Genomic DNA, 20,919 nt, shown 5'->3' with positions numbered 1-20,919 from the left:
TCGACGGGCGGAGATTGACGGCGGTCGACCGGACGTCTATAACGTTATAAACAAGCCTCGACGTACCTCGATGCACGATCTGATCCGATCCCGTCCCCGGCCCGTCCACCGATGGAGACGACATGAGATCGCCCCGTACCCGTTGGACCGCTGTTGTGGCAGCGACCGTGACCGCGGCCGCCGGCCTGCTCGTCGCGCCCCCGGCCGCCGTCGCGGTGCCCGCCCGCCCCGCACCACTGATCACCCCGTGGACCGCCCAGGCGCTTACCGGCACCCCGCTGCCCGAGTACCCCCGACCGCAGATGACCCGCCCCGACTGGCGCAACCTCAACGGCGAATGGCAACTGCGGCAGTCCACCACCGACGACCCCCCGCAGTTCGGCGTCGACCTGCCCGAACGGGTCAACGTGCCGTTCCCGGTCGAGTCGGCGCTGTCCGGCATCGGCCGGGCCGCCGACGACGACCGGCACTACCTGACCTACCGGCGTACCTTCACCGTCCCGCGAAGCTGGACCGGGCGGCGGGTGCAGTTGCACTTCGGCGCCGTCGACTGGCAGACCACCGTCTGGGTCAACGGCCGGCGGGTCGGCGATCACACCGGCGGCTACGACGCCTTCAGCTTCGACATCACCAGTGCGCTGCGCGGCGGCCCGAACGAGCTGATCGTCACGGTCTGGGACCCGACCGACAGCCGCCAGCACGGCAGCCTGCCGCCGATCGGCAAACAGACCCGCACCCCCGGCGGGATCTTCTACACCCCGGCGTCGGGCATCTGGCAGACCGTCTGGCTGGAACCCACCCCGGCCACCTCGATCAGCGACGTCGACCTGCGCCCCGACCTGGCCAGCGACACCATCCGGGTCCGCGTCGCCACCCGGGGCAACGCCGCCGGCCACACCGTCCGCGCCGAAGCCCTCGCCGGCGGCACCGTCGTCGGCACCGCCACCGGCGGCTTCACCGAGTTCGCCGTACCGGTGCCGAACCCCCGCCTCTGGTCTCCGGACGACCCGTACCTCTACGACCTGCGGGTTACCCTGCGCGACCGGCGCGGTCGGGTCGTCGACCGGACCACCCACTACTTCGGGATGCGGGACATCGGCGTACGGATCATCGACGGGGTGCCGCGACCGACCCTCAACGGTGAGTTCGTCTTCCAGCTCGGCACCCTCGACCAGGGCTACTGGCCCGACGGCGGCTACACCGCGCCGACCGACGAGGCACTCGCCTTCGACCTGCGCAAACACAAGGACCTCGGGTTCAACATGGTGCGCAAGCACATCAAGGTCGAACCGCAGCGCTGGTTCTACCACGCCGACCGGCTCGGCCTGCTGGTCTGGCAGGACATCCCGTCGATGACCGCCCAGGACATCGACCCGACCGACGCCCAGCAGGCCCAGTTCGAGGCGGAGGCGCGCCAGATCGTCAACGAGCACCGCAACTCGCCGTCGGTGGTCGCCTACGTCGTCTACAACGAAGGCTGGGGCGAACGGGCCCTCGCCGACACGATCCGGGTCGGCCAGGCCGTCAAGGACCTCGACCCGACCCGGCTGGTCAACACCCACAGCGGGTACAACTGCTGCCAGTCGCTCGGCAACCCCGGCAACGGCGACATGGACGACTGGCATGTCTACGTCGGACCCGGCGCGCCCGCGCCGACCGGCGGGCGGATCTCCGTGCTCGGCGAGTTCGGCGGCCCCGGCCTGCGGGTGCCGGGCCACGAATACAGCCCGAACGGCAACTTCCAGGCATACGAGTGGCAGCCGACCCCGGCCGCGTTGACCGACCGCTACGTGGGGCTGATCCAGGGCACCACCAACCTGATGATCGGCCGAGGGCTGAGCGCCGCCGTCTACACCGAGATCACCGACGTCGAGGGCGAGCTGAACGGCTTCCTCACGTACGACCGCCAGGTGGTCAAGATGGACGAGCCCCGGGTACGGGCAGCCAACCTGGCGCTGATCGCCACCTCCCGGGCGCTGCCGTCGCGTACCCCGGTCGCCCTGCCGCTGGACGCCCACCGGTCGCTGCGGGTCACCACACCCGGCTTCACCGACCGCTACCTGCGGCACCGCGACAGCCTGGCCTACACCGACGTGGTCACCGCCGACAGCCCGCAGCTGCTCAAGGACGACGCGACGTACGTGACCCGGCCTGGTCTGGCCGACCCGGACTGCTACTCGTTCGAGTCGGTGAACTTCCCCGGCCAGTACCTGCGGCACGCCAACTCCCGGGTCCGCAACTCGCCCGACGACGGTACGGCGCTGCTGCGCGCCGACGCCACCTGGTGCGCCCGGCACGGGCTGACCGGATCCGATGTCTCGCTGGAGTCGTACAACTATCCGGGCTCGTTCCTGCGCCACTACGCCGCCGAGATCTGGCTCAGCGACGGCGCGGGCGGCCACAGCTGGAACTCGCCGACCAGCTGGGCGGCCGACGCGACCTGGGAGCTCAGCCCCGCCTGGGCTCCGTGAGCGCGCCGACGCGGTAACGGTCGGCGACCGCTGCGAAGGCTGCTTTGGGCTCCCACGGAAGGCCGGCGTAGGCACCGCTGCTGTGGCCGTCGATGACCTTGACGATCCCGGGGCTGGCGAGATCGAGGTCGTCGCGGGGGTCACCGTCGGGGCGGTGCGGCAGGTTGTCGAGCGCGAAGAGGTGTACGAATGTGCTGTCGACCCCGGCGGAGTCGAAGATTTCGAGCAGTTCGCTGAGGTACGCCGCCTGGCCGGCCTCGTCGCGTTGGTACCGCCCGTTGAGCCGCAGCGGCTCCCCGGTGGCCTCGTCGTACTCGATGATCTCCATGCTGCGGGGCGCGACATCGCCCGCGCCCCGCCAGGTGGCGGTGCCGAAGCCGGTGACGGCGACCGGTTTCGACGCAGCGACGAGACCGCGTACGCGGTCCCGGAACTGGTCGGCGACCTCGGCGGACCTGATCAGTTCGAGGGTGACGAAGTCGAACAGGTCCCAGTCGACGCCCTCGAACGGTATCGCGGCGTAGGTGACCTTTCCGTGGAATCGCTCGCGGATCGCCGCCACGGCGGTGGGCAGGAAGCGCCCGAGCCGGGAGCGTGCCTCGGCCATCCGGCGAGCCGGGTCGGCCATCAGGTGGTTGAGCCGTTGCTCGATGCGGTCGCCGTCAATGAACCCTCGGTTCATGACGCTCAGCTCGACCCCGGCGACGAACACCACCTCGGCGCCGGTTGCGCGCAGCCGTTCGGCCCGCTCGGCGCAGTCGAGCAACAGGGCGAGGATCTCGTCGGTCGTCAGGTCCAGCGGGTACGGCGAGAACCAGACCTCCAGTCCAAGGTCGGCGGCGGCGCGGGCGGCGAACTCCAAGCGCTGTGGGTCGCCGCCGACGACGTGGACGGCGTTGCAGTGCAGGTCGTCGCGGATGACGGTCAGCTCTCGCCGGACCCGCTCCGGATCGAAGTGTTCCAGGGAGTTCCGGTCGTCACGGACGAAGCCGGTGTCGTAGGCGATGCCTCTGGCTCGCATGTCCTCGTGGTCCTTCCTGGGCAGCTGTCGGGGGTCGTGCGGGCCGAGGCTAACATAAAAGTGCGCGTACGCAAGTTTGCGCGTACGCAATTAAGCGTGCGCGCAGTTGTCGTGCGATAGTGAGGGAGTGACAGCAGGTCGGCCACCCTTGCGTGAGCGGAAGAAGCAGGCCACCCGGGAGGCACTCCGGGCGGCGGCACTGCGACTGGCGCTGGAGCATGGGCCGGACAACGTGCGCGTCGACGACATCGCCGAGGCCGCAGGCGTATCACCGAGGACCTACAACAACTACTTCTCAAGCCGGGAGCAGGCGATCGTCGCGGCGGTCACGGCTGAGCGTGGGTCCCGGCTCGCGGCAGCCATCGCCGACCGCCCCGCTGACGTCGGTCTGGCCGACGCTGTCATCGACGCTGTCGTCGGGCAGTACGCCGACCCTGGCGACCACGCTCAGGGCACCCTCCTGATGATCACGAGCAGCGCCGCGCTCCGCGCCTGCTACGTTGACGCCGTCACCGCGATCGAAGGCCCGCTCGCCCAGGCCATCACCGGCCGGTGCCCGGACGTGGACGGTCTGACCGGACAGGTACTGGCCGCAAGCGCCAGCGCAGCAGCCAAGGTCGCGGTTCAGCAGTGGCTGCAGTCCAGCACGGTGCCGCCGTCGATGCCCGGATTCGTGGTGCCGTCCGGGTCGCTGCCGGACCTGGTCCGGGCCGCGTTGACGCCGCTGCGACCGGCCTTCGACGCCGTTGCGCCGCCGTCGCCGTCGCAATGATCAGGGCTCGAGTCGGGTGGCCTCGGGATCAGGCCCGTTGACTGCCCGCCCGCTGTTGACGGCGAGGACGACGCCACTGACGAATCCGGCGGCGGGAGACAACAAAAGGCGACAGGGGCACGGTACCGCTCGAACCGGTCGGTGGCGATGGAGCCGAGCGCGACAGCGTTGGTACGGATGCCGGCCGGGCCGTGATCCACCGCCATCGCCCGGGTCAGACCCTCGACAGCAGCCTTCGCGGTTGCATAGGGCAGCGCTCCACGGACCAGGCGCTGCGCCTGGTGGGACGGGACGTTGACGATGGCCTCGCCGCGCCCATGCGCCAGGAAGTGGTTGACCGCGACGTGGCAGCCGGTGACCGCCAGAGCCAGTTTGGTGGAGATCAGGTCCAGGATCTGAGCCGCAGACACGTCACCCATACCCGCGTCACCGAAGGCCGCGGTGCTGACCCTCGTGGGCCAGGCGTTCGGCGATCGCGCGACCGATGCCCCGGGCACCTCCAGTGACCACATACGACGGCCGCGTCACCATGCTCGGATGCCTCCGCCGTGTGCTCGGTCCTCAGGTGTCGATGAGGCTCCGGGGAGGTTGTGGCGCTGCCTCGGCTCCAGCCGCGCAGGTGGAGCCGAGGCTGGGTGATCCGACCTACGGCCAGCTCAGGGCTTCAGATCGGCGGCGGTCGACACGAAGGACTGCCACGCGGCCGGCCCGAAGGCCAGGGTGCCACCGTCACGGTCCTTGGTGTCCCGGACGAGGACGCGCCCGGTGAAGTTGTCGGCCACCTCGACGCAGGCCCCTGTGTCGGACTTGGTGCTCTTGCGCCAACGAGGCTTGGTGAGGTCCATGTCTCTCCCGCCTTCGTGATCAGTTCGAGCGAGTGCGCGCAGGGTAGAGCGTACTGCCGGATCGACTCCCAGCCGCTCTCCAGGCTCGATGCCGGTGCGGTCGGGCGACTGGGCTGCCACCGGGATAGGGGCCGACTCCGGAGAGGGAAGATCTTTGGTATCTAGCCCACATCGCGGGAAGTCGCACAGTTAGTGCGACGTGCGCCGCTGTGGGGTTGGGTAGTTCATCAAATTGGGGCACACTGTGAAGGTGACAATTCCTCATGAGCGCACATGGTGATCGACTTCATGTCTCAAAATAGCTTGACATTGAAAAAATTCACCATCTTGAAGTCTGTCTTGTGTCTATGCGTCACCCACCCGGCTCGCCGTCGTTTACGTACGGTCGGTAGCCTGATGATGGGAGACGACTTGGGACCGATTTACGGCTTTCCGTGGCATCCTGAGATGGAGATCCGGAGGGTCCTGGAGGAACTGTACTGCCGTGGATTTACGGGTCGGGTGAGCCGACCGGAAGGTCGAATCTTCTGCAGTTGTGGCAATCACTCCAAGAGTTTGAAGTGGAGTCCGGAAGATGCCATGAGGTATGCGGATCGCCTCAGGGCATGGGCAAACTCGCTCAGATGTCGACGGCGTCCAACCGGGGGTCGGCGGAAGAGGGATCGGAGGCTAGAATCGTATAAGGAGCTGAACGGATGGAGGCGAGGATCGTCTTACGGGCCGTGCCCCGAGGATGGGGTGCAGGGCTACGGCCAGTCGCAGCCGAGTTGCATGCCGATGCGGAACGCCTCTTGGAAGAGATCCTCGCGGTTGAGAACTCGGCCAGTGTCGCAGATGTTTCAACCTCCAGCGACGCCATCGAGGGTGTCATCGAAGTTGAGGCCTTCATTGAGGCCGAGAGGGAGGGTGCTGCGGTCGATTGGCTCGTGAGCGCCTTCGCGGTCGCGGCGGATGCCATCGAGCGTCGCCGGCCAGGCGGTCGGCAGTCGATCAAATATCGCAAGAAGCTTCTCTATATCGAATACTCCAATGATGAGTTGTCGCGCGGTGACGATGGTGATCCCGAGTTGCCGCGCGGTGCCCATGGTAAATCTGATCCATCACGCCGGAACGTTTCCGGTGGACAAGGTGGGGATTTGATCATTGGTTGGCCAGACGCCGATAATGCGGCGCGAGAGCGGCCGTCGCAGGATGGAAAAGGGTCCTTCGGGGAAACTGGCGACCGTGTGGTGGCTGTACAGTATCTGCTGATTCCGAAGGTGGGGTGGCATCCCTCACCGGTGCGGCCCCCGGGTGTGTGACGCTGTTCCCCTGACGAGACCAGGCGAAACAGGACGAGCTCCCGGTCACCGATCAGGTGACCGGGAGCCCTTAGTATCCTGGGCCAGGACCTGCAGTGCACGCCCCGTCCGGAGTACGCCGGGGCAGGGGCCCACACCCGCACGTACTCGGTCGTCGGAGGTTCGGCCGCCCCGACGGGAGTCGTCGTCCGGCGGTGCCGCGGGCTACCGTCGCGTGATGAGTGGTGTACGCGACGACGTCGACATCCGACAGGTCACCGGTTGGGTCGCCGCCGCCCGAGGGGTCCTGGCGTTGACCGGAGCCGGCATCTCCACCGACTCCGGGATTCCCGACTTCCGGGGCCCCAACGGCGTCTGGACCCGGGACCCGGAGGCGGCCAAGCTGTTCACCCTCGACGCGTACGTCGCCGACCCGGCGGTGCGGCGTCGGTCCTGGATCGGCCGCCGGGACCATCCGGCCTGGTCCGCGCAGCCAAACGACGGCCACGCGAGCCTGGTAGAGCTGGAGCGGTCCGGCCGGCTGGCCGCGATCGTCACCCAGAACATCGACGGCCTGCACCAGCGCGCCGGCAACAGTCCGGACAAGGTGATCGAGATCCACGGCACCATGTCCGAGGTCGAGTGCCTGAGCTGTGACGACCGGACCGGCATGGACGAGGCGCTGGCCCGGGTGGCCGCCGGCGAGGACGACCCGGACTGCCGCTTGTGCGGCGGCATCCTGAAGGCGGCGACGATTTCGTTCGGCCAGTCGCTGCACGGGCCTACCCTGCGCCGGGCGGTGCGTGCCGCCGAACGCTGCGACCTGCTGCTCGCCGTCGGGACGTCGCTGACCGTGCAGCCCGCCGCCGGCCTGGTGGAGGTCGCTGCCGAAGCCGGCGCCCGAGTGGTGATCGTCAACGCGGCGGCGACGCCGTACGACCCGATCGCCGACGCGGTGCTGCGCGAACCCATCGGTACGGTGCTGCCCGCCCTCGTCCACCAGTTGATCTAGAAGGATCTGGCCGGTATATCGACCACAATCCTTCTAGATCGCTTCTAGATCGGCGGCTGCGGCGGTGGCGGATCGGCTGGCGTGCTGCGGGCGGCGCGGGCCCGGTCGCTGAGCTCCGCCGCCAGCCACCACGCCTCGGCGACGTCGCGGTCCTTAGCGGCGGCGCTCGGCCCGCCGGCGGTGTCGGCGTACACGGTGGCCAACCCGAGCAGCCGCTGCAGCGGCCCGCGCACCACCCGTACGCTCTGCATCCGCGCGTACGGTACGACCAGCATCTGCCGGGCCAGCAACCCGCTGCGGACGCTGAACACGTCGTCGGCAAGCCCGGCACCGAGCTTCGGCTGCACCAGCGGGTTGAGCCAGCGGGCCCGGCGCGGCGGCGGCGTCATCGGCAGCGCGTCGAGCGCGATGCCGGGCAGCACGTCGGCGAGGATGTGGTTGGCGGTGGGCAGTACACCGACCGGCAGCAACTGGCCGGACTGGGTGCCGCCGCCCTGCCCGTCCGGTGCGGCGTATCCGGCGACGTGCAGCCGCATCCGCAGCCACTTCTTCCCCCGCCACAGCAGCGGCCAGGTCGCCCCGACCGCCTGAATCCGGTGCAGCGGTACGGTCTGCGACCGGGTCTCGGTCAGCCCGTGCCGGACCCGCAGACCCACCTCGTCGCGGGCCAGCCGGAAGTTCCAGTCGCTGAGCACCCGCCGGATCGGCTGCAGGATCACCCCGGCGGTGGCGGTCAGGGTGCTGGCGACCGCCACGAACGACCAGGTGGCGTCCATCGCGAACTGGGCGATCACGAACGCGACACCGAACGGCAGGAACATGGTTTGCGGGGTGAGCAGCTGGCTGATCAGCAGGTCCCGGTTGACCACCGTGTGCAGCAGCCGGCCGGGTGGCGGCGCGGACGGGTCGGGCAGGCTGGCCGGGGTGCCGTCCGGCGGCGGTGCCGTCCCGTCGAGGGCTGCCGCGTCCGGTGCCGGCCCGGTGCGGCCGGTGCGGCCGGCGAGCGTCAGCAGCCGGGCCCGCAGCGTGGCGGCGTCGGCGACAGTCAGGTACGCCAGTGGTGCCTCGGTCTGGCCACCGCCGACCACTTCGAGCCGCAGCTCGGCCAGGCCGGTCAGTTGGGCGAGCAGCGGCCGGACCACTTCGACGGCCTGCAGCCGCTCCAGCGGGATGGCACGGGTCCGCCGCCATAGCAGACCTTCGTGAATTCGCAGCTCACGGCCGACCACGTGGTAGCCGGTGTTGTACCAGCTGATCACCGCCACCGCCAGGTAGCCGAGCAGGCACAGCACGACCAGCAGCGCGAAGCGGCCGAAACCGACCCGGCCGAGCGTCTGCCAGGACAGGCCGGCGATGATCACCACGAGGGCCCTGCTGCCCTTGAGGATCGGGCTCAGCGGATGCAGCCGCTGGCGGGGCTCCTCGACCGGACCGGACGGCGGGTACGGCGGGTACGGCTGGCCCGGTAGCGGGTAGGCCTGGCCGGGCAGCGGGTACGGCGGCGGGACCGGTTCGTGCGGCTGGCTCACAGGCCCTCCGCCCGGATCTCGCCGAGCGCGGTGAGCCGGTCCCGTAGCCGGGACGCCTCGGCGGGCCGCAGCCCGGGCACCCGAGCGTCGCTGGCCGCCGCGGCCGTGTGCAACTGCACGGTCGCCAGGTCGAAGGCCCGCTCCAGTGGGCCGGCGGAGACGTCGACGAACTGCATCCGGGCGTACGGGACGATCGACAGCCGGCGGACCAGTAGCCCATGCCGCACCAGCAGGTCGTCGTCGCGCTCGGCGTACCCCCAGGCGTAGACGGCCCGCACCGTCGCCACCACCCGCAGCACGGTGAGCAGCACGGCGGCGGCGAAGCCGACGCCGACGAACCAGAAACCGGTGATCGCCCAGCCGACGCCGAGCCCGACGAGCAGGAAACTCATCCCGATGGCGAGCCGGATCAGCTCCACCCAGACCAGGTCGCGGGAGACGGGCTGCCACTGCACCGTCTCCGGCCAGGGCTCCAACGGGCTGATCGGGGCTGCCGGTGCGGCGGACTGTTCGGTCACCCTTACGAGCGTAGGCGATCAGCCAAGCGGTGCCACGTCGCGGAGAAATCCGCGTACGTGCAGGAAGTCACCGAGCCGGTCCCGGTGGTCGGCGCAGGCCAGCCAGGTTTTGCGGCGTTCGGGCTGGTGCAGCCGGGGATTGTTCCAGTTGAGCGCCCAGATCGCCGGGGCGCGGCAGCCCTTGGCGGAGCAGATCAACTGCTCACCTGGTGCGGTGTCGGCAGGATCGGGGGAGGCGGCCACGGCACGAGTCTAGGTCGGGACCAGGCCGGAGGCGGCACGAGCCGGGGGTGTGAGCGCCGGGCGGCCACGGGGGAAGCCGCCCGGCGACGGCTGAATCGTACACACGCCGATCCCCCTCGTGTCTACCCACCGGGCGGTGCTTTCTCAGCCCCTGCCCGCCGGTTCGGACCGGCGTGCGACGCTTAGTGCGGCACGACCTTTTCGACCGACGACGCCAGAACCCTGACGACGCCAGAACACGCTGTGGAGGACCGGTGGCCCAGCCGACCACGCCCGAATCTTCGACACCGACCGCTGCGCCGCCGTCGCCCCCCGAGGCGACACCGGCCATCGACGCGACCCTGCTCGAGCGGGCGATGTTCGAGGTCAAACGGGTCATCGTCGGTCAGGACCGGATGGTCGAGCGGATGTTCGTCGCGCTGCTCGCCCGAGGGCACTGCCTACTCGAAGGCGTCCCGGGGGTGGCGAAGACCCTCGCCGTGGAGACCCTCGCCACCGTCGTCGGCGGCTCGTTCGCCCGGATCCAGTTCACCCCCGACCTGGTCCCCGCCGACCTGGTCGGCACCCGGATCTACCGGCAGTCCAGCGAGAAGTTCGACATCGAGCTCGGGCCGGTGTTCGTCAACTTCCTGCTCGCCGACGAGATCAACCGCGCGCCGGCCAAGGTGCAGTCGGCGCTGCTCGAGGTGATGAGCGAGCGGCAGGTGTCGCTGGGCGGGCAGACGCATCCCGTACCGGATCCGTTCCTGGTGATGGCCACCCAGAACCCGATCGAGCAGGAGGGCGTCTACCCACTGCCGGAGGCCCAGCGGGACCGGTTCCTGATGAAGATCGTGGTGGGCTATCCGACCGACGCGGAGGAGCGGGAGATCGTCTACCGGATGGGGGTGGAGGCGCCGCAGCCGAGCGTCGTATTCAACCCCACCGACCTGGTCGACCTGCAGCGCAAGGCGGACAAGGTGTTCGTGCACAACGCGCTGGTCGACTACACCGTACGCCTGGTGCTGGCCACCCGGGCGCCGGCTGAGCACGGCATGCCGGACGTCGCGCAGCTGATCCAGTACGGTGCCAGCCCGCGTGCCTCGCTGGGCATCGTGCGGGCCACCCGGGCGTTGGCGCTGCTGCGCGGGCGCGACTACGCGTTGCCGCAGGACGTGCAGGACATCGCCCCGGACATCCTGCGTCACCGGCTGGTGCTCAGCTACGACGCGCTCGCCGACGACGTACCAGCCGACCACGTCGTCGGGCGGATCATGCAGATGGTGCCGCTGCCGTCGGTCGCCCCCCGGCAGAACGCGACGCCGCAGCCGGTGGGACCGATGGGACATGCCGCGCCGGCCGCCGCGGTGCCCGGCCCGCCCGGTGGCGCCGGCTGGCCCGGGCAGTCGCAGTGACCGCTGCGGTGCCGAGTTCGGGCCGCGCGGAGGCGGTGCTGTCCCGGCTCTACCTGACCGTCACCCGCAAGCTCGACGGCCTCCTGCAGGGCGACTACGTGGGGCTGCTGCCCGGTCCGGGCAGCGAGGCCGGTGAGTCGACCGAGTACCGGCCCGGTGACGACGTACGCCGGATGGACTGGCCGGTGACGGCCCGGACCACCGTGCCGCACGTACGGCGTACCGTCGCCGACCGGGAGCTGGAAGCCTGGGTGGCGGTGGACCTGTCGGCCAGCCTGGACTTCGGCACCGCCCGGTGCCTCAAACGGGACCTGGCCGTCTCGGCGGCGGCGGCGATGGTGCACCTGACCGCGCGGGGCGGCAACCGGGTCGGCGCGGTGATCGGCACCGGTGATCCGGCGCTCGGCGGCGTCCTCACCCGGCTGCCGGCGCGGACCGGCCGCAAGGAGGCGCACGGGCTGCTGCGGGCGATCGCCGGCACCCCGTCCCGGCCCGGCCGCAGCGACCTCGGCGCCCTGATCGACATGCTGAACCGGCCGCCGCGTCGCCGTGGTGTCGCCGTGGTGATCTCCGATTTCCTGGCCCCGCCGCAGCAGTGGGGCCGGCCGGTCCGCAAACTCGCAGTCCGCCATGACGTCCTCGCCGTCGAGGTGGTCGATCCGCGTGAACTGGAGCTGCCCGACGCCGGCGTGCTGACCCTGGCCGACCCGGAGACCGGCACGCTGCACGAGGTGCAGACCGCCGATCCCCGGCTGCGCCGACGGTACGCCGAGGCGGCCGGGGCCCAGCGGGCGGCGATCGCGCAGACCCTGCGCGGTGCCGGCGCGGCCCATCTGCGGCTGCGGACCGACTCGGACTGGCTGCTGGACATCGTCCGGTTCGTCGCCGGGCAGCGGCACGCCCGTACCCGTGGCATCGCCCGCCCGGCCCCCACCCCGCGCCCGGAAAGCGAAGCTCGATGATCCGTTTCCTGCAGCCCTGGTGGCTGCTCGCCCTGCTGCCGGTTCTGGCGATCGCCGGGATGTACGTGTGGCGTCAGTTCCGCCGCAAGGCGTACGCGGTCCGGTTCACCAACGTGGACCTGCTGCGTACGCTGGCTCCGCGTGGTCTGGGCTGGCGCCGTCACCTGGCCGCCGGGGCGTTCCTGCTCAGCCTGCTGGTGTTGGCGTCGGCGCTGGCCCGGCCGTCGATCGACGCCGAGGAGTCGCTGGAGCGGGCCACCGTCATTCTCGCCATCGACGTGTCGCTGTCGATGGAGGCCGACGACGTGACCCCCAGCCGGATCGAGGCGGCCCAGCAGGCGGCGAAGGAGTTCGTCGCGGAGCTGCCGGAGGGCTACAACATCGGGCTGGTCGCGTTCGCCAAGTCGGCGAACGTGCTGGTCTCGCCGACCAAGGACCGGGCTGCGGTGTCCCAGGCGATCGACGGTCTGGTGCTGGCCGAGGCCACCGCCACCGGCGAGGCGGTGTTCACCTCGTTGGAGGCGATCCGGCTGGTGCCGACCGACGGCGCGCAGGGCCCGCCGCCGGCCCGGATCGTGCTGTTGTCGGACGGCTACCGCACCTCGGGCCGGTCGGTCGAGGAGGCCGCTGCGGCGGCGTCGGCGGCCAACGTACCGGTGTCGACGATCGCGTTCGGCACCGACGACGGCCAGGTGCAGATCGGCAACCAGGTGCAGCGGGTGCCGGTGGACCGGTTCGCGCTGGCCGAGCTGGCCGAGACGACCAACGGCTTCTTCTACGAGGCGGCGTCGGTGGGCGAGCTCAACCAGGTGTACGAGGACATGGGCTCGTCGATCGGGCAGCGGACCGTGCCCCGGGAGATAACCCAGTGGTACGCGGCCCTGGCGTTGCTGCTGGCGTTGGGCGCGGCCGTGCTCAGTCTGCTGTGGACCTCGCGGCTGCCGTGAGACGGCCGGACCAGCAGGTGACAGGGCCCTGCCCGGCGGGCGACGGACACCCGCCGGGCCGGGACCCGTCACCGTGCGCCGCTGGCCAGTACGAAGATGACGGCGATCCAGACGGCGGCCAGGGTGAACCCCAGCGGTGCGACGTAACGGTTCATCGAGGGTGGACTCCGGCGACGGGCCGGCCACCTGTGGATCAGGGTGACCGGCGGGCGGGCTGACGGGGCGACACGGGCAGATCGCGCGGGCGCACCGGGAGCCGCGCCGACCTCAGCGCGCTCGACCGGTGGCCCGGCGACGACTAGGAGGATCGCTATCTCGCACAGCGATCACCTCCACAGGTCGTCCGGCCGTTGAACCGGGCAAGAGCGTACACCCGCGCCGGCGGGTCGGCACAATCCACAGCAACGTGATCAGCGCGACGGCGAGAACCGGCAGGTAGACGGCCCGGTCGAGAAGCCACCCGGGATGCTCCGGCGCGGTGTGCACCCCGGCGACGGCGGTCCCGCCGGCGAGCCACAGCGCGGCGACCGTCAGCCCGACCAGTACCGGCTGGTGCCACAGGTAGACGCCGAGCGCGTGCCGGTTCAGCGCCGCGACCAATGACCACCACCGGGCGGTGGTGTCGATCCGCCCTCGCCACCACCGGATAGCCAGCCCGGCCGCACCGACCTGCGCGGCCACCAACGCCAGCGTCGCCAGCGACGGCGGGTTCAGGTTCGACCGGACCTGCCCAGGTACGCCGACCGCGCTGGCCGGGTACCCGCCGACGACGGTCAGCACGGTCAGCACGGCCACGCCGCCGACCAGTAGGCCCACCGCGCAGCGTGCCGGCGGTGGACCGTACTCGGCCATCAGCAGCCCGGCGAGGAACGGCATCAGCCAGGCGGCGAAGACGGCGAGCACCGGCGGAAGATGACCGACATCGGCGGCGGTGACCACGGTGAGCGCCGCCGTCACCAGCGGCGTCACGATCACCAGCGCCCGTTCCGGGCCCTGCCGGACACCGCGCAGCAGTGGGCCGCTGACCGCCCGCAGGACCAGCAGTACCACGAGGAACCACAACGGACTGACGGTGAGCGTCGCGACGGTCACCAGGCTGCCGGTCGGCGCACCGGCGAGGTAGCCGACGACCAGCGCCAGCACCAGGCCCCCGGCCAGCCCGGTCAGCGGTCCACGAAGCGCTCGGAGCCCGCCGGGCGTCCGGAGCGCACCGGGGCGGGCCCCGGCTGGGCCGGCCGGGCCGCTGCTGCTGCGCGCGGCGGCGAACCCGGCGGCGAAGAACAGCAGGCCGAGGGTCTGCGCCAGCCAGCTCAGCGGGCTCAGCCAGGGCAGGTCGGTCAGCGGGCTGGCGGTCCGCAGCACCCCGTCGTCGGTCAGTACCACGGCGGTCACCCACCAGTGGCCGGCGACGACACCGACGATGGCGAGCGCCCGGATCAGGTCGACGACCGGCTCCCGCTGCGACGTCGCCGCCGGCTCCGTCGGCACCCCGTTCACCGCGCCACCGCCATCGCTCGGGTGCCGGGTCGGCCCGGGCCGTCGGCGACCAGGTCAGCCGGGTCGCCCGCGACGAGTTCGGCGAGCGCGGCCAGGGTGCCGCTGCCCGGCCGCAGGTAGCCGTCGTGTCCGTCGACGCCGTCGGTGGGCAGCGGCCGGGCGCCGAACGACGGCTCCGCCGGTGCCGTGCCGTGGCCGAACCCGGCCAGCCGTACCGCCGGCACCCGCCGGATCCAGTCGTCGGCGGCGGTGGCCTGCCAGACCCGGGCCGAGGTGCCCAGATCGTCGACGTGCGGCGCACCCATCCCGGGCGCGCCGAGCGCGACCAGGTCGGTGACGCAGCCGTCGAGCCGCGCCGCGGCCAGCCCAGTCACGAGCGCGCCATAGCTGTGTCCGATCGCCACGATGGAGGCGGCCGGCTGCCGGCGGCACAGCTCGGCGACGAACCCGACCAGTGCGGCCGCGCCGTCCTCGGCCCGGTCCCAGCGCAGCGCCGCCGGTCCGAACCCCTCCGGCGGGTCGTAGCCGAGCCAGGCCACCACGGCGGTACGCGGTTCGCGGCGGTGCGCCGCCCCGTACAGCACCCGGGCCTGCACCGCCGGGGCGCGGTGGGTGACCCCGTCGAGGCCACGGTCGAAGGTGGCCAGCGTGTTGTCCGTACCGGGCACCAGCACCGCGATCCGGCGGCTGGTCGCCAGATCGCCGACCACTTCGACAGCGGTGCCGTCGCCGGCGGTGTCGAAGACCAGGAACCGCCGGCCGGTGGTGTCCGGCCACGGTCCGCCGGGACCGGTCGGCGCGGTGCCCAGGGTGACGCCGCACAACGTCGCGAGGACGATCAGTCGGATACGCATACCGGTGAGCCTGCGGTGGCGACGGGTCGCGCCGCGTCGTGCCGCAGAGCCAGAACCGGCGTGCCACCGGGGAGCTATTCGCCGGCGGCGACCAGCCCGGACTCGTACGCGACGACCACCGCCTGTGCCCGGTCGCGGACTGCGAGCTTGCTGAGGATCCGTCCGACGTGGGTCTTGACGGTCTGCTCGGCCACCACCAGGTCGGCGGCGATCTCGCCGTTGGACCGGCCCCGGGCGATCAACCGCAGCACCTCGGTCTCCCGGTCGGTCAATGAGGTCAGCGACACCGGTCGGGGACGGTGCTGCCCGGGGCGGGTGGCGAACTCGGCGATCAGCCGGCGGGTGACCGACGGGGACAGCAGCCCGTCCCCGGCGGCCACCACCCGTACCGCGTTGACCAGATCGGCGGCGGGTGCGTCCTTGAGCAGGAACCCGCTGGCCCCGGCGCGCAGCGCCTCGTAGACGTAGTCGTCGAGGTCGAAGGTGGTCAGGATGAGCACCCGGGGCGGTTCGTCGCGGGACCGTCCGTCGAGCAGTTGCCGGGTGGCGGCGATCCCGTCCAGCACCGGCATCCGAACGTCCATCAGCACCACGTCGGGGTCGAGCCGGCGGGCCGCGCTGACCGCGTCGGCGCCGTTGGCGGCGTCACCGACCACCACCAGGTCCGGTTGGGCGCCGAGCAACGCGCCGAAACCCTGCCGGACCATCGCCTGGTCGTCGGCGATCAGCACTTTGATCATGTCGTCCTTCGGTCGTCGTCGGGCACGCTACCCGGTCGGTTGGTACGGCAACCAGGCGGTGACCACGAAGCCGGACCGGCCGTCCGGACCGGCGGTGAAGGTGCCGCCCAGCAGCTCGGCCCGTTCCCGCATCCCGACCAGCCCGTGCCCCCCGGTGGAGCGGTCGCGGTCGGCGGCCAGCCGGGCAGGCCCGTTGCTGACCCGGACCACCAGGCGCGCGACCGTGGTCTGCAGCTCCACCTGGACCTTCGCCCCGGGTGCGTGCCGGCCGGCGTTGGTCAACGCCTCCTGCACGATCCGGTAGGCCGCCAATCCGACCGGTTCGGCCACGGTGTGTGTGGCCAGGCGCGGGTCCGTCCGCAGGTCGACGTCGAGCCCGGCCCGGCGGGCGGAGTCGACCATCTCGGCGACGTCGGCCAGGTCGGGCTGCGGGCTGCGCTGCGCCCGTTCCGTCTCGCTGCGCAGTACGCCGAGCAGCCGGCGCATGTCGGCGAGCGCGGTACGGGCGGCACCGGCGATCGCGGTGAACTCGTCACGGGTCGGCCCGGTCATTCCGGGGAGCCGGTACGGCGCGGTCTCCGCCTGCACGGCGATCATCGACATGTGATGCGCGACGACGTCGTGCATCTCCCGGGCGATCCGGGCCCGTTCCTCCAGCACCGCCCGGCGCTGCTGCTCCTGCTGGGTGACGACGGTCTGGCTGGCCAGCGCGTGCTGGCTGACGCGTCGCCGGCGCACCTGGTCCGCGACCGCGATGACCAGCGCGATCAGTCCGACCAGCACATACATGACGTCCGAGCCGGTGAACACGAGGACGGGCAAGGCGGTCACCACTCCGGCTGTCGCCGAAACCCGCAGCTCAGCCCGCAGGGCGAGGGTGGCCAGCACGGACAGCAGGGCCACGAGCTGGAACGGACTCCACGGAACCCCGTACGGGTACAGGACCATGCCGGGGAACAACAGCAGGAACGAGATCTGCCAGGCCCGCAACGGCCTGAGGTAGGCGAGCGCAGCCGGTGCGACGCTGACGAAGCCGAGGACCGGCCCGAGCGGTCCCGGCAGGTGGCTGATCCCGTGCAGGTCGTACGCCGCCGCGCCGCCGAGGAGCAGGAACAGGGCGAACGCCAGCCACCTGCCGATGACCTGCCGCCGACCGGGTGTGGCGGCGGCGGGCGGCGGCGGATAGTCGGGTCCGGAGATCATCTGGTGCCACGTCTGCCGGACCTGCTCGGTCACACTGTTGCTCACCGCTGCCACCACCGCGAGGCTACGACCGGACCGACCTGGTGTCATGACACCAGGGAGCTAGCACCCCCGGGTTACTGCTTACCCGGCGGTAGCACCTAGTCTCCAAAGCCGGATCATCGACGACGAGGGGGGAACGTGGCCCGCACCGTACTGGTCACCGGCGGTAACCGGGGCATCGGCCTGGCGATCGCGCAGGCGTTCGCGAAGCAGGGCGACCGGGTCGCGGTCACCTACCGATCCGGCTTCGACGAGCAGGCCGGCCTGTTCGGCGTACGCTGTGACGTCACCGACGCCGACTCGGTCGACCAGGCCTTCAGCGCGGTCGAAGCCGAGCTCGGGCCGGTCGAGGTGCTGGTCGCCAACGCCGGCGTCACCGACGACACGCTGCTGCTGCGAATGTCCGAGGAGCAGTTCACCTCGGTGCTGGACACCAACCTGACCGGTGCGTACCGCTGCGCCAAGCGCGCCTCGACGAAGATGCTGCGGGCCCGCTGGGGCCGGCTGATCTTCATCTCGTCGGTGGTCGGCCTGCTCGGCTCGCCCGGTCAGGTCAACTACGCGGCGAGCAAGGCCGGCCTGGTCGGCATGGCCCGGTCGATCACCCGCGAACTCGGCGGACGCAACATCACCGCCAACGTCGTCGCCCCCGGCTACGTCGAGACCGACATGACGGCGGCGCTGCCCGAGGAGCGCAAGGCCGAGTACCGCAAGGCCATCCCGGCCGGCCGGTTCGCCACCGCCGACGAGGTGGCCGCTGCGGTGACGTGGCTTGCCGGCGACTCTGCCGGTTACATCTGCGGGGCGGTCATTCCCGTCGACGGTGGCCTCGGCATGGGGCACTGACCGTCGACGCCGCACTGACCGTCAACGCCGCACCGACCTGCGACACCGCACCGACCCGACCTGGCTACGAAACACCGAACGGAGAAACCTGTGTCCGCACTGCTGGCCGGTAAGCGGCTGCTCGTCACCGGCGTCATCACCGACCAGTCGATCGCTTTCTCGGTGGCGAAGCTCGCCCAGGAGAACGGCGCCACCGTGGTGCTCACCGGGTTCGGCCGGATGTCGCTGGTGGAGCGGATCGCCAAGCGGCTGCCGGCCGAGGCGCCGGTGATCGAGCTCGACGTGACCAACCCGGAGCATCTGGCCGGGTTGGCCGACAAGGTCGGCGGGCACGTCGACGGCCTCGACGGGGTGGTGCACTCGATCGGGTTCGCCCCGCAGAGCTGCCTCGGTGGCGGGTTCCTCGACGCGCCCTGGGACGACGTGGCCACCGCGCTGCACATCTCCACCTTTTCGTACAAGTCGCTGGCGATGGCGGCGCTGCCGCTGATGCGTCCCGGCGGCGCGGTCGTCGGGCTGACCTTCGACGCCACCCTGGCCTGGCCGGTCTACGACTGGATGGGGGTCGCCAAGGCCGGCCTGGAGTCCGCGTCCCGCTACCTGGCGCTGCACCTGGGACCGAAGGGCATCCGCAGCAACCTGGTCTCCGCCGGCCCGCTGCGCACCATGGCGGCCAAGTCGATCCCCGGCTTCGAGGCCTTCGAGCAGGCCTGGACCGAGCGGGCGCCGCTGGGCTGGCAGCTGACCGACCAGGAGCCGGCGGCGCGGGCCTGCCTGGCGCTGCTGTCGGACTGGTTCCCGGCGACCACCGGCGAGATCGTGCACGTCGACGGCGGCTTCCACGCCATCGGCGCCTGATCTCCGGATGCGCCGCCGCCCGGCCCCGCCCGACCAGGAACAATAGGCCCATGGCGTACGACGCACTGGTTCTGCTGTCGTTCGGCGGCCCGGAAGGTCCGCAGGACGTGCTGCCCTTCCTGCGCAACGTGACCCGAGGGCGCAACGTGCCGCCGGAGCGGTTGGCCGAGGTCGCCGAGCACTACCAGCACTTCGGCGGCGTGTCGCCGATCAACCAGCAGTGCCGGGAGCTGCTGGCCGCGATCCGGGCCGACTTCGCCGCCCACGGGATCGACCTGCCGGTGTACTGGGGCAACCGCAACTGGCATCCGATGCTGGCCGACACGGTGGCCCGGATGCGCGACGACGGGGTCCGCCGCGCCCTCGCCTTCGCCACCAGCGCCTACGGCGGCTACTCGTCGTGCCGGCAGTACCAGGAGGACATCGCGGCGGCGCGGGCCGCGGTCGGCCCGGACGCCCCGGTGATCGACAAGCTGCGGCAGTTCCACGACCATCCCGGGTTCGTCGGCCCGCACGTCGAAGCGGTCCGGGCCGCGCTGGGCACCCTCGACCCGGCGCTGCGTCGGCGTACCCGGCTGGTGTTCACCGCCCATTCGGTCCCGACCAGCGCGGCGGCCGCCGCCGGCCCGGAGGGCGGGCGTTACCAGGCCCAGCTGGCCGAGACCGCCCGGCTGGTCGCCGCCGACGCCGCCCCGGACCTGCCGTACGACCTGGTCTGGCAAAGCCGGTCCGGGCCGCCGCAGGTGCCCTGGCTGGAGCCGGACGTCAACGACCACCTGCGCGAGCTCGCCGGTCAGGGGGTCGACGCGGTGGTGGTCAGCCCGATCGGCTTCGTCTCCGACCACCTCGAGGTGGTCTGGGACCTGGACACCGAGGCGGCGGCGACCGCCAAGGAGCTGGGTCTGGCGTACGCCCGGGCGGCCAGCCCCGGCACCCACCCGGCCTTCGTGTCGATGGTCCGGGACCTGGTGTCGGAGCGGCTGCGCCCGGACGGCGCGGTCACCCGGGCACGGCTCGGTACGCTGCCGGTCTGGGACACCTGCCCGGTGAACTGCTGCATCCCGTCATCCACCCCCCGGAGATCCTCGTGACCGACCGTAAGCCCGTCGAGAGTTGGCTGACCGACATGGACGGTGTGCTGGTGCACGAGGGCCAACCGGTCCCGGGTGCGCCGGAGTTCATCAACCGGCTGCGCGCCTCCGGCAAACCGTTCCTGGTGCTGACCAACAACTCCATCTACACCCCCCGCGACCTGCAGGCCCGGCTCACCCGGATGGGGTTCGACGTGCCGGAGCAGGCGATCTGGACGGCGGCGCTGGCCACCGCGCAGTTTCTCGCCGACCAGCGGCCGGGTGGCACCGCGTACGTCATCGGTGAGGCCGGGCTGACCACGGCGATGCACGCGGTCGGCTACATCCTGTCCGACTACGCCCCGGACTACGTGGTGCTGGGGGAGACCCGCACCTACAGCTTCGAGGCGATCACCAAGGCGGTCCGGCTGATCAACGGCGGCGCCCGGTTCATCTGCACCAACCCGGACCCGACCGGGCCGTCGACCGAGGGTGCGCTGCCGGCGGCCGGCTCGGTCGCGGCGATGATCTCGAAGGCGACCGGGGTGGAGCCGTACTTCGTCGGCAAGCCGAACCCGATGATGATGCGGTCGGCGTTGAACACGATCGACGCGCACTCGGAGAGCACCGCGATGATCGGCGACCGGATGGACACCGACGTGCTCTGCGGGCTGGAAGCGGGACTGCAGACGATCCTGGTGCTCACCGGGATCAGCAGCCGTACCGACATCGACCGCTACCCGTACCGTCCGTCGCGGATCGTCCCGTCGGTGGCCGATCTGATCGACGAGATCTGACGCCACCGCCCCGTCAAG

General features: G+C 71.2%; 20 protein-coding genes and 1 pseudogene. 11 read left to right on the top strand and 10 right to left on the bottom strand.

Annotated elements, in window-relative coordinates:
• Nucleotides 1–155: 155 nt before the first annotated feature.
• Complete coding sequence (locus tag ACN27J_RS07770; protein ID WP_421364792.1) at nt 156–2,471, top strand: AbfB domain-containing protein; 2,316 nt, start codon at nt 156–158, stop codon at nt 2,469–2,471.
• Here ACN27J_RS07770 and ACN27J_RS07765 read toward each other — a convergent pair.
• Nucleotides 2,449–3,492: a hypothetical protein gene (locus ACN27J_RS07765; protein ID WP_421364791.1), complete on the bottom strand. Its 1,044-nt coding sequence runs from the start codon at nt 3,490–3,492 to the stop codon at nt 2,449–2,451. The genes ACN27J_RS07770 and ACN27J_RS07765 overlap by 23 nt on opposite strands.
• 148 nt (nt 3,493–3,640) lie before the next feature.
• Between ACN27J_RS07765 and ACN27J_RS07760 the strand changes: the two genes are divergently transcribed.
• Nucleotides 3,641–4,264, top strand: a complete 624-nt coding sequence (locus tag ACN27J_RS07760; RefSeq protein WP_421364790.1) for a TetR/AcrR family transcriptional regulator — start codon at nt 3,641–3,643, stop codon at nt 4,262–4,264.
• A 179-nt stretch (nt 4,265–4,443) separates the two neighbouring features.
• On the opposite strand, the pseudogene ACN27J_RS07755 reads toward ACN27J_RS07760, so the two are convergent.
• Together ACN27J_RS07755 and ACN27J_RS07750 are read right to left on the bottom strand one after the other, a co-directional pair.
• A pseudogene (locus ACN27J_RS07755) lies at nt 4,444–4,683 on the bottom strand (SDR family NAD(P)-dependent oxidoreductase); the annotation flags it as partial.
• 237 nt (nt 4,684–4,920) lie between these two features.
• Entirely contained in the window at nt 4,921–5,109 is a 189-nt protein-coding gene (locus ACN27J_RS07750) for a DUF397 domain-containing protein (protein WP_421364789.1), read from the bottom strand.
• Nucleotides 5,110–5,900: 791 nt separating this feature from the next.
• Between ACN27J_RS07750 and ACN27J_RS07745 the strand changes: the two genes are divergently transcribed.
• Nucleotides 5,901–6,410 carry a hypothetical protein gene (locus ACN27J_RS07745; protein ID WP_421364788.1) on the top strand — a complete coding sequence of 170 codons (510 nt, stop codon included), beginning with the start codon at nt 5,901–5,903 and terminating at the stop codon, nt 6,408–6,410.
• A 217-nt stretch (nt 6,411–6,627) separates the two neighbouring features.
• Nucleotides 6,628–7,401 (top strand): SIR2 family NAD-dependent protein deacylase, encoded by a 774-nt coding sequence (locus ACN27J_RS07740; RefSeq protein ID WP_421364787.1) that lies wholly within the window; start codon nt 6,628–6,630, stop codon nt 7,399–7,401.
• A 44-nt stretch (nt 7,402–7,445) separates the two neighbouring features.
• On the opposite strand, the gene ACN27J_RS07735 is transcribed toward ACN27J_RS07740, so the two are convergent.
• From ACN27J_RS07735 to ACN27J_RS07725, 3 genes are read right to left on the bottom strand one after another with little or no spacing between them, the layout of a single operon-like run.
• Nucleotides 7,446–8,891, bottom strand: coding sequence for a PH domain-containing protein (locus ACN27J_RS07735; protein ID WP_421372145.1), 1,446 nt, complete (start codon nt 8,889–8,891; stop codon nt 7,446–7,448).
• Between the two features lie 35 nt (nt 8,892–8,926).
• Complete coding sequence (locus ACN27J_RS07730) at nt 8,927–9,448, bottom strand: PH domain-containing protein (RefSeq protein ID WP_281567327.1); 522 nt, start codon at nt 9,446–9,448, stop codon at nt 8,927–8,929.
• 18 nt (nt 9,449–9,466) lie between these two features.
• Complete coding sequence (locus ACN27J_RS07725) at nt 9,467–9,691, bottom strand: hypothetical protein (protein ID WP_421364786.1); 225 nt, start codon at nt 9,689–9,691, stop codon at nt 9,467–9,469.
• Nucleotides 9,692–9,945: 254 nt separating this feature from the next.
• On the opposite strand from ACN27J_RS07725, the gene ACN27J_RS07720 reads away from it, so the two are divergent.
• Genes ACN27J_RS07720 through ACN27J_RS07710 form a run of 3 tightly spaced genes read left to right on the top strand, consistent with a single transcriptional unit; the run spans nt 9,946 to nt 12,994 of the window.
• Nucleotides 9,946–11,085 carry an AAA family ATPase gene (locus tag ACN27J_RS07720; protein ID WP_421364785.1) on the top strand — a complete coding sequence of 380 codons (1,140 nt, stop codon included), beginning with the start codon at nt 9,946–9,948 and terminating at the stop codon, nt 11,083–11,085.
• On the top strand, nt 11,064–12,047 hold the full coding sequence (locus tag ACN27J_RS07715) for a DUF58 domain-containing protein (protein WP_421372144.1): 984 nt from the start codon (nt 11,064–11,066) through the stop codon (nt 12,045–12,047). The genes ACN27J_RS07720 and ACN27J_RS07715 overlap by 22 nt, the downstream gene beginning before the upstream one ends.
• On the top strand, nt 12,044–12,994 hold the full coding sequence (locus tag ACN27J_RS07710) for a VWA domain-containing protein (protein WP_421364784.1): 951 nt from the start codon (nt 12,044–12,046) through the stop codon (nt 12,992–12,994). Before ACN27J_RS07715 ends, ACN27J_RS07710 begins: the two co-directional genes overlap by 4 nt.
• 267 nt (nt 12,995–13,261) lie before the next feature.
• Here ACN27J_RS07710 and ACN27J_RS07705 read toward each other — a convergent pair whose 3' ends face one another.
• The 4 genes from ACN27J_RS07705 to ACN27J_RS07690 form a co-directional block, all read right to left on the bottom strand.
• A complete protein-coding gene (locus tag ACN27J_RS07705) occupies nt 13,262–14,491 on the bottom strand; it encodes an acyltransferase family protein (protein WP_421364783.1) in 1,230 nt (409 codons plus the stop codon).
• Nucleotides 14,488–15,345, bottom strand: coding sequence for an alpha/beta hydrolase (locus tag ACN27J_RS07700; RefSeq protein ID WP_421364782.1), 858 nt, complete (start codon nt 15,343–15,345; stop codon nt 14,488–14,490). Before ACN27J_RS07700 ends, ACN27J_RS07705 begins: the two co-directional genes overlap by 4 nt.
• Nucleotides 15,346–15,419: 74 nt before the next feature.
• A complete protein-coding gene (locus tag ACN27J_RS07695) occupies nt 15,420–16,085 on the bottom strand; it encodes a response regulator (protein ID WP_421364781.1) in 666 nt (221 codons plus the stop codon).
• 27 nt (nt 16,086–16,112) lie between these two features.
• On the bottom strand, nt 16,113–17,333 hold the full coding sequence (locus tag ACN27J_RS07690) for a sensor histidine kinase (RefSeq protein WP_421364780.1): 1,221 nt from the start codon (nt 17,331–17,333) through the stop codon (nt 16,113–16,115).
• Nucleotides 17,334–17,468: 135 nt separating this feature from the next.
• On the opposite strand from ACN27J_RS07690, the gene ACN27J_RS07685 reads away from it, so the two are divergent.
• The 4 genes from ACN27J_RS07685 (at nt 17,469) to ACN27J_RS07670 (ending at nt 20,901) form a co-directional block, all read left to right on the top strand.
• Nucleotides 17,469–18,176 (top strand): beta-ketoacyl-ACP reductase, encoded by a 708-nt coding sequence (locus tag ACN27J_RS07685; protein WP_421364779.1) that lies wholly within the window; start codon nt 17,469–17,471, stop codon nt 18,174–18,176.
• A 90-nt stretch (nt 18,177–18,266) separates the two neighbouring features.
• On the top strand, nt 18,267–19,034 hold the full coding sequence (gene fabI / locus ACN27J_RS07680; protein WP_278169843.1) for an enoyl-ACP reductase FabI: 768 nt from the start codon (nt 18,267–18,269) through the stop codon (nt 19,032–19,034).
• A gap of 50 nt (nt 19,035–19,084) precedes the next feature.
• A complete protein-coding gene (locus tag ACN27J_RS07675) occupies nt 19,085–20,125 on the top strand; it encodes a ferrochelatase (RefSeq protein WP_421364778.1) in 1,041 nt (346 codons plus the stop codon).
• Nucleotides 20,065–20,901 (top strand): HAD-IIA family hydrolase, encoded by an 837-nt coding sequence (locus ACN27J_RS07670; protein WP_421372142.1) that lies wholly within the window; start codon nt 20,065–20,067, stop codon nt 20,899–20,901. Before ACN27J_RS07675 ends, ACN27J_RS07670 begins: the two co-directional genes overlap by 61 nt.
• Nucleotides 20,902–20,919 lie beyond the last annotated feature (18 nt).

The organism is Solwaraspora sp. WMMB762 (assembly GCF_049179115.1).
Taxonomy (GTDB): Bacteria; Actinomycetota; Actinomycetes; order Mycobacteriales; family Micromonosporaceae; genus Micromonospora_E.
The sequence above is the reverse complement of the archived record's forward strand: the minus strand, read 5'-3'. Positions and strand labels throughout refer to the sequence as shown.

Excerpts from the sequence above, each read along its gene's own strand:
- ACN27J_RS07765 (WP_421364791.1), bottom strand. The coding sequence starts at position 3,492 with ATGCGAGCCAGAGGCATCGCCTACGACACCGGCTTCGTCCGTGACGAC.
- ACN27J_RS07750 (WP_421364789.1), bottom strand. The coding sequence starts at position 5,109 with ATGGACCTCACCAAGCCTCGTTGGCGCAAGAGCACCAAGTCCGACACA.
- ACN27J_RS07740 (WP_421364787.1), top strand. The coding sequence starts at position 6,628 with ATGAGTGGTGTACGCGACGACGTCGACATCCGACAGGTCACCGGTTGG.
- ACN27J_RS07710 (WP_421364784.1), top strand. The coding sequence starts at position 12,044 with ATGATCCGTTTCCTGCAGCCCTGGTGGCTGCTCGCCCTGCTGCCGGTT.
- ACN27J_RS07700 (WP_421364782.1), bottom strand. The coding sequence starts at position 15,345 with ATGCGTATCCGACTGATCGTCCTCGCGACGTTGTGCGGCGTCACCCTG.
- ACN27J_RS07695 (WP_421364781.1), bottom strand. The coding sequence starts at position 16,085 with ATGATCAAAGTGCTGATCGCCGACGACCAGGCGATGGTCCGGCAGGGT.
- ACN27J_RS07675 (WP_421364778.1), top strand. The coding sequence starts at position 19,085 with ATGGCGTACGACGCACTGGTTCTGCTGTCGTTCGGCGGCCCGGAAGGT.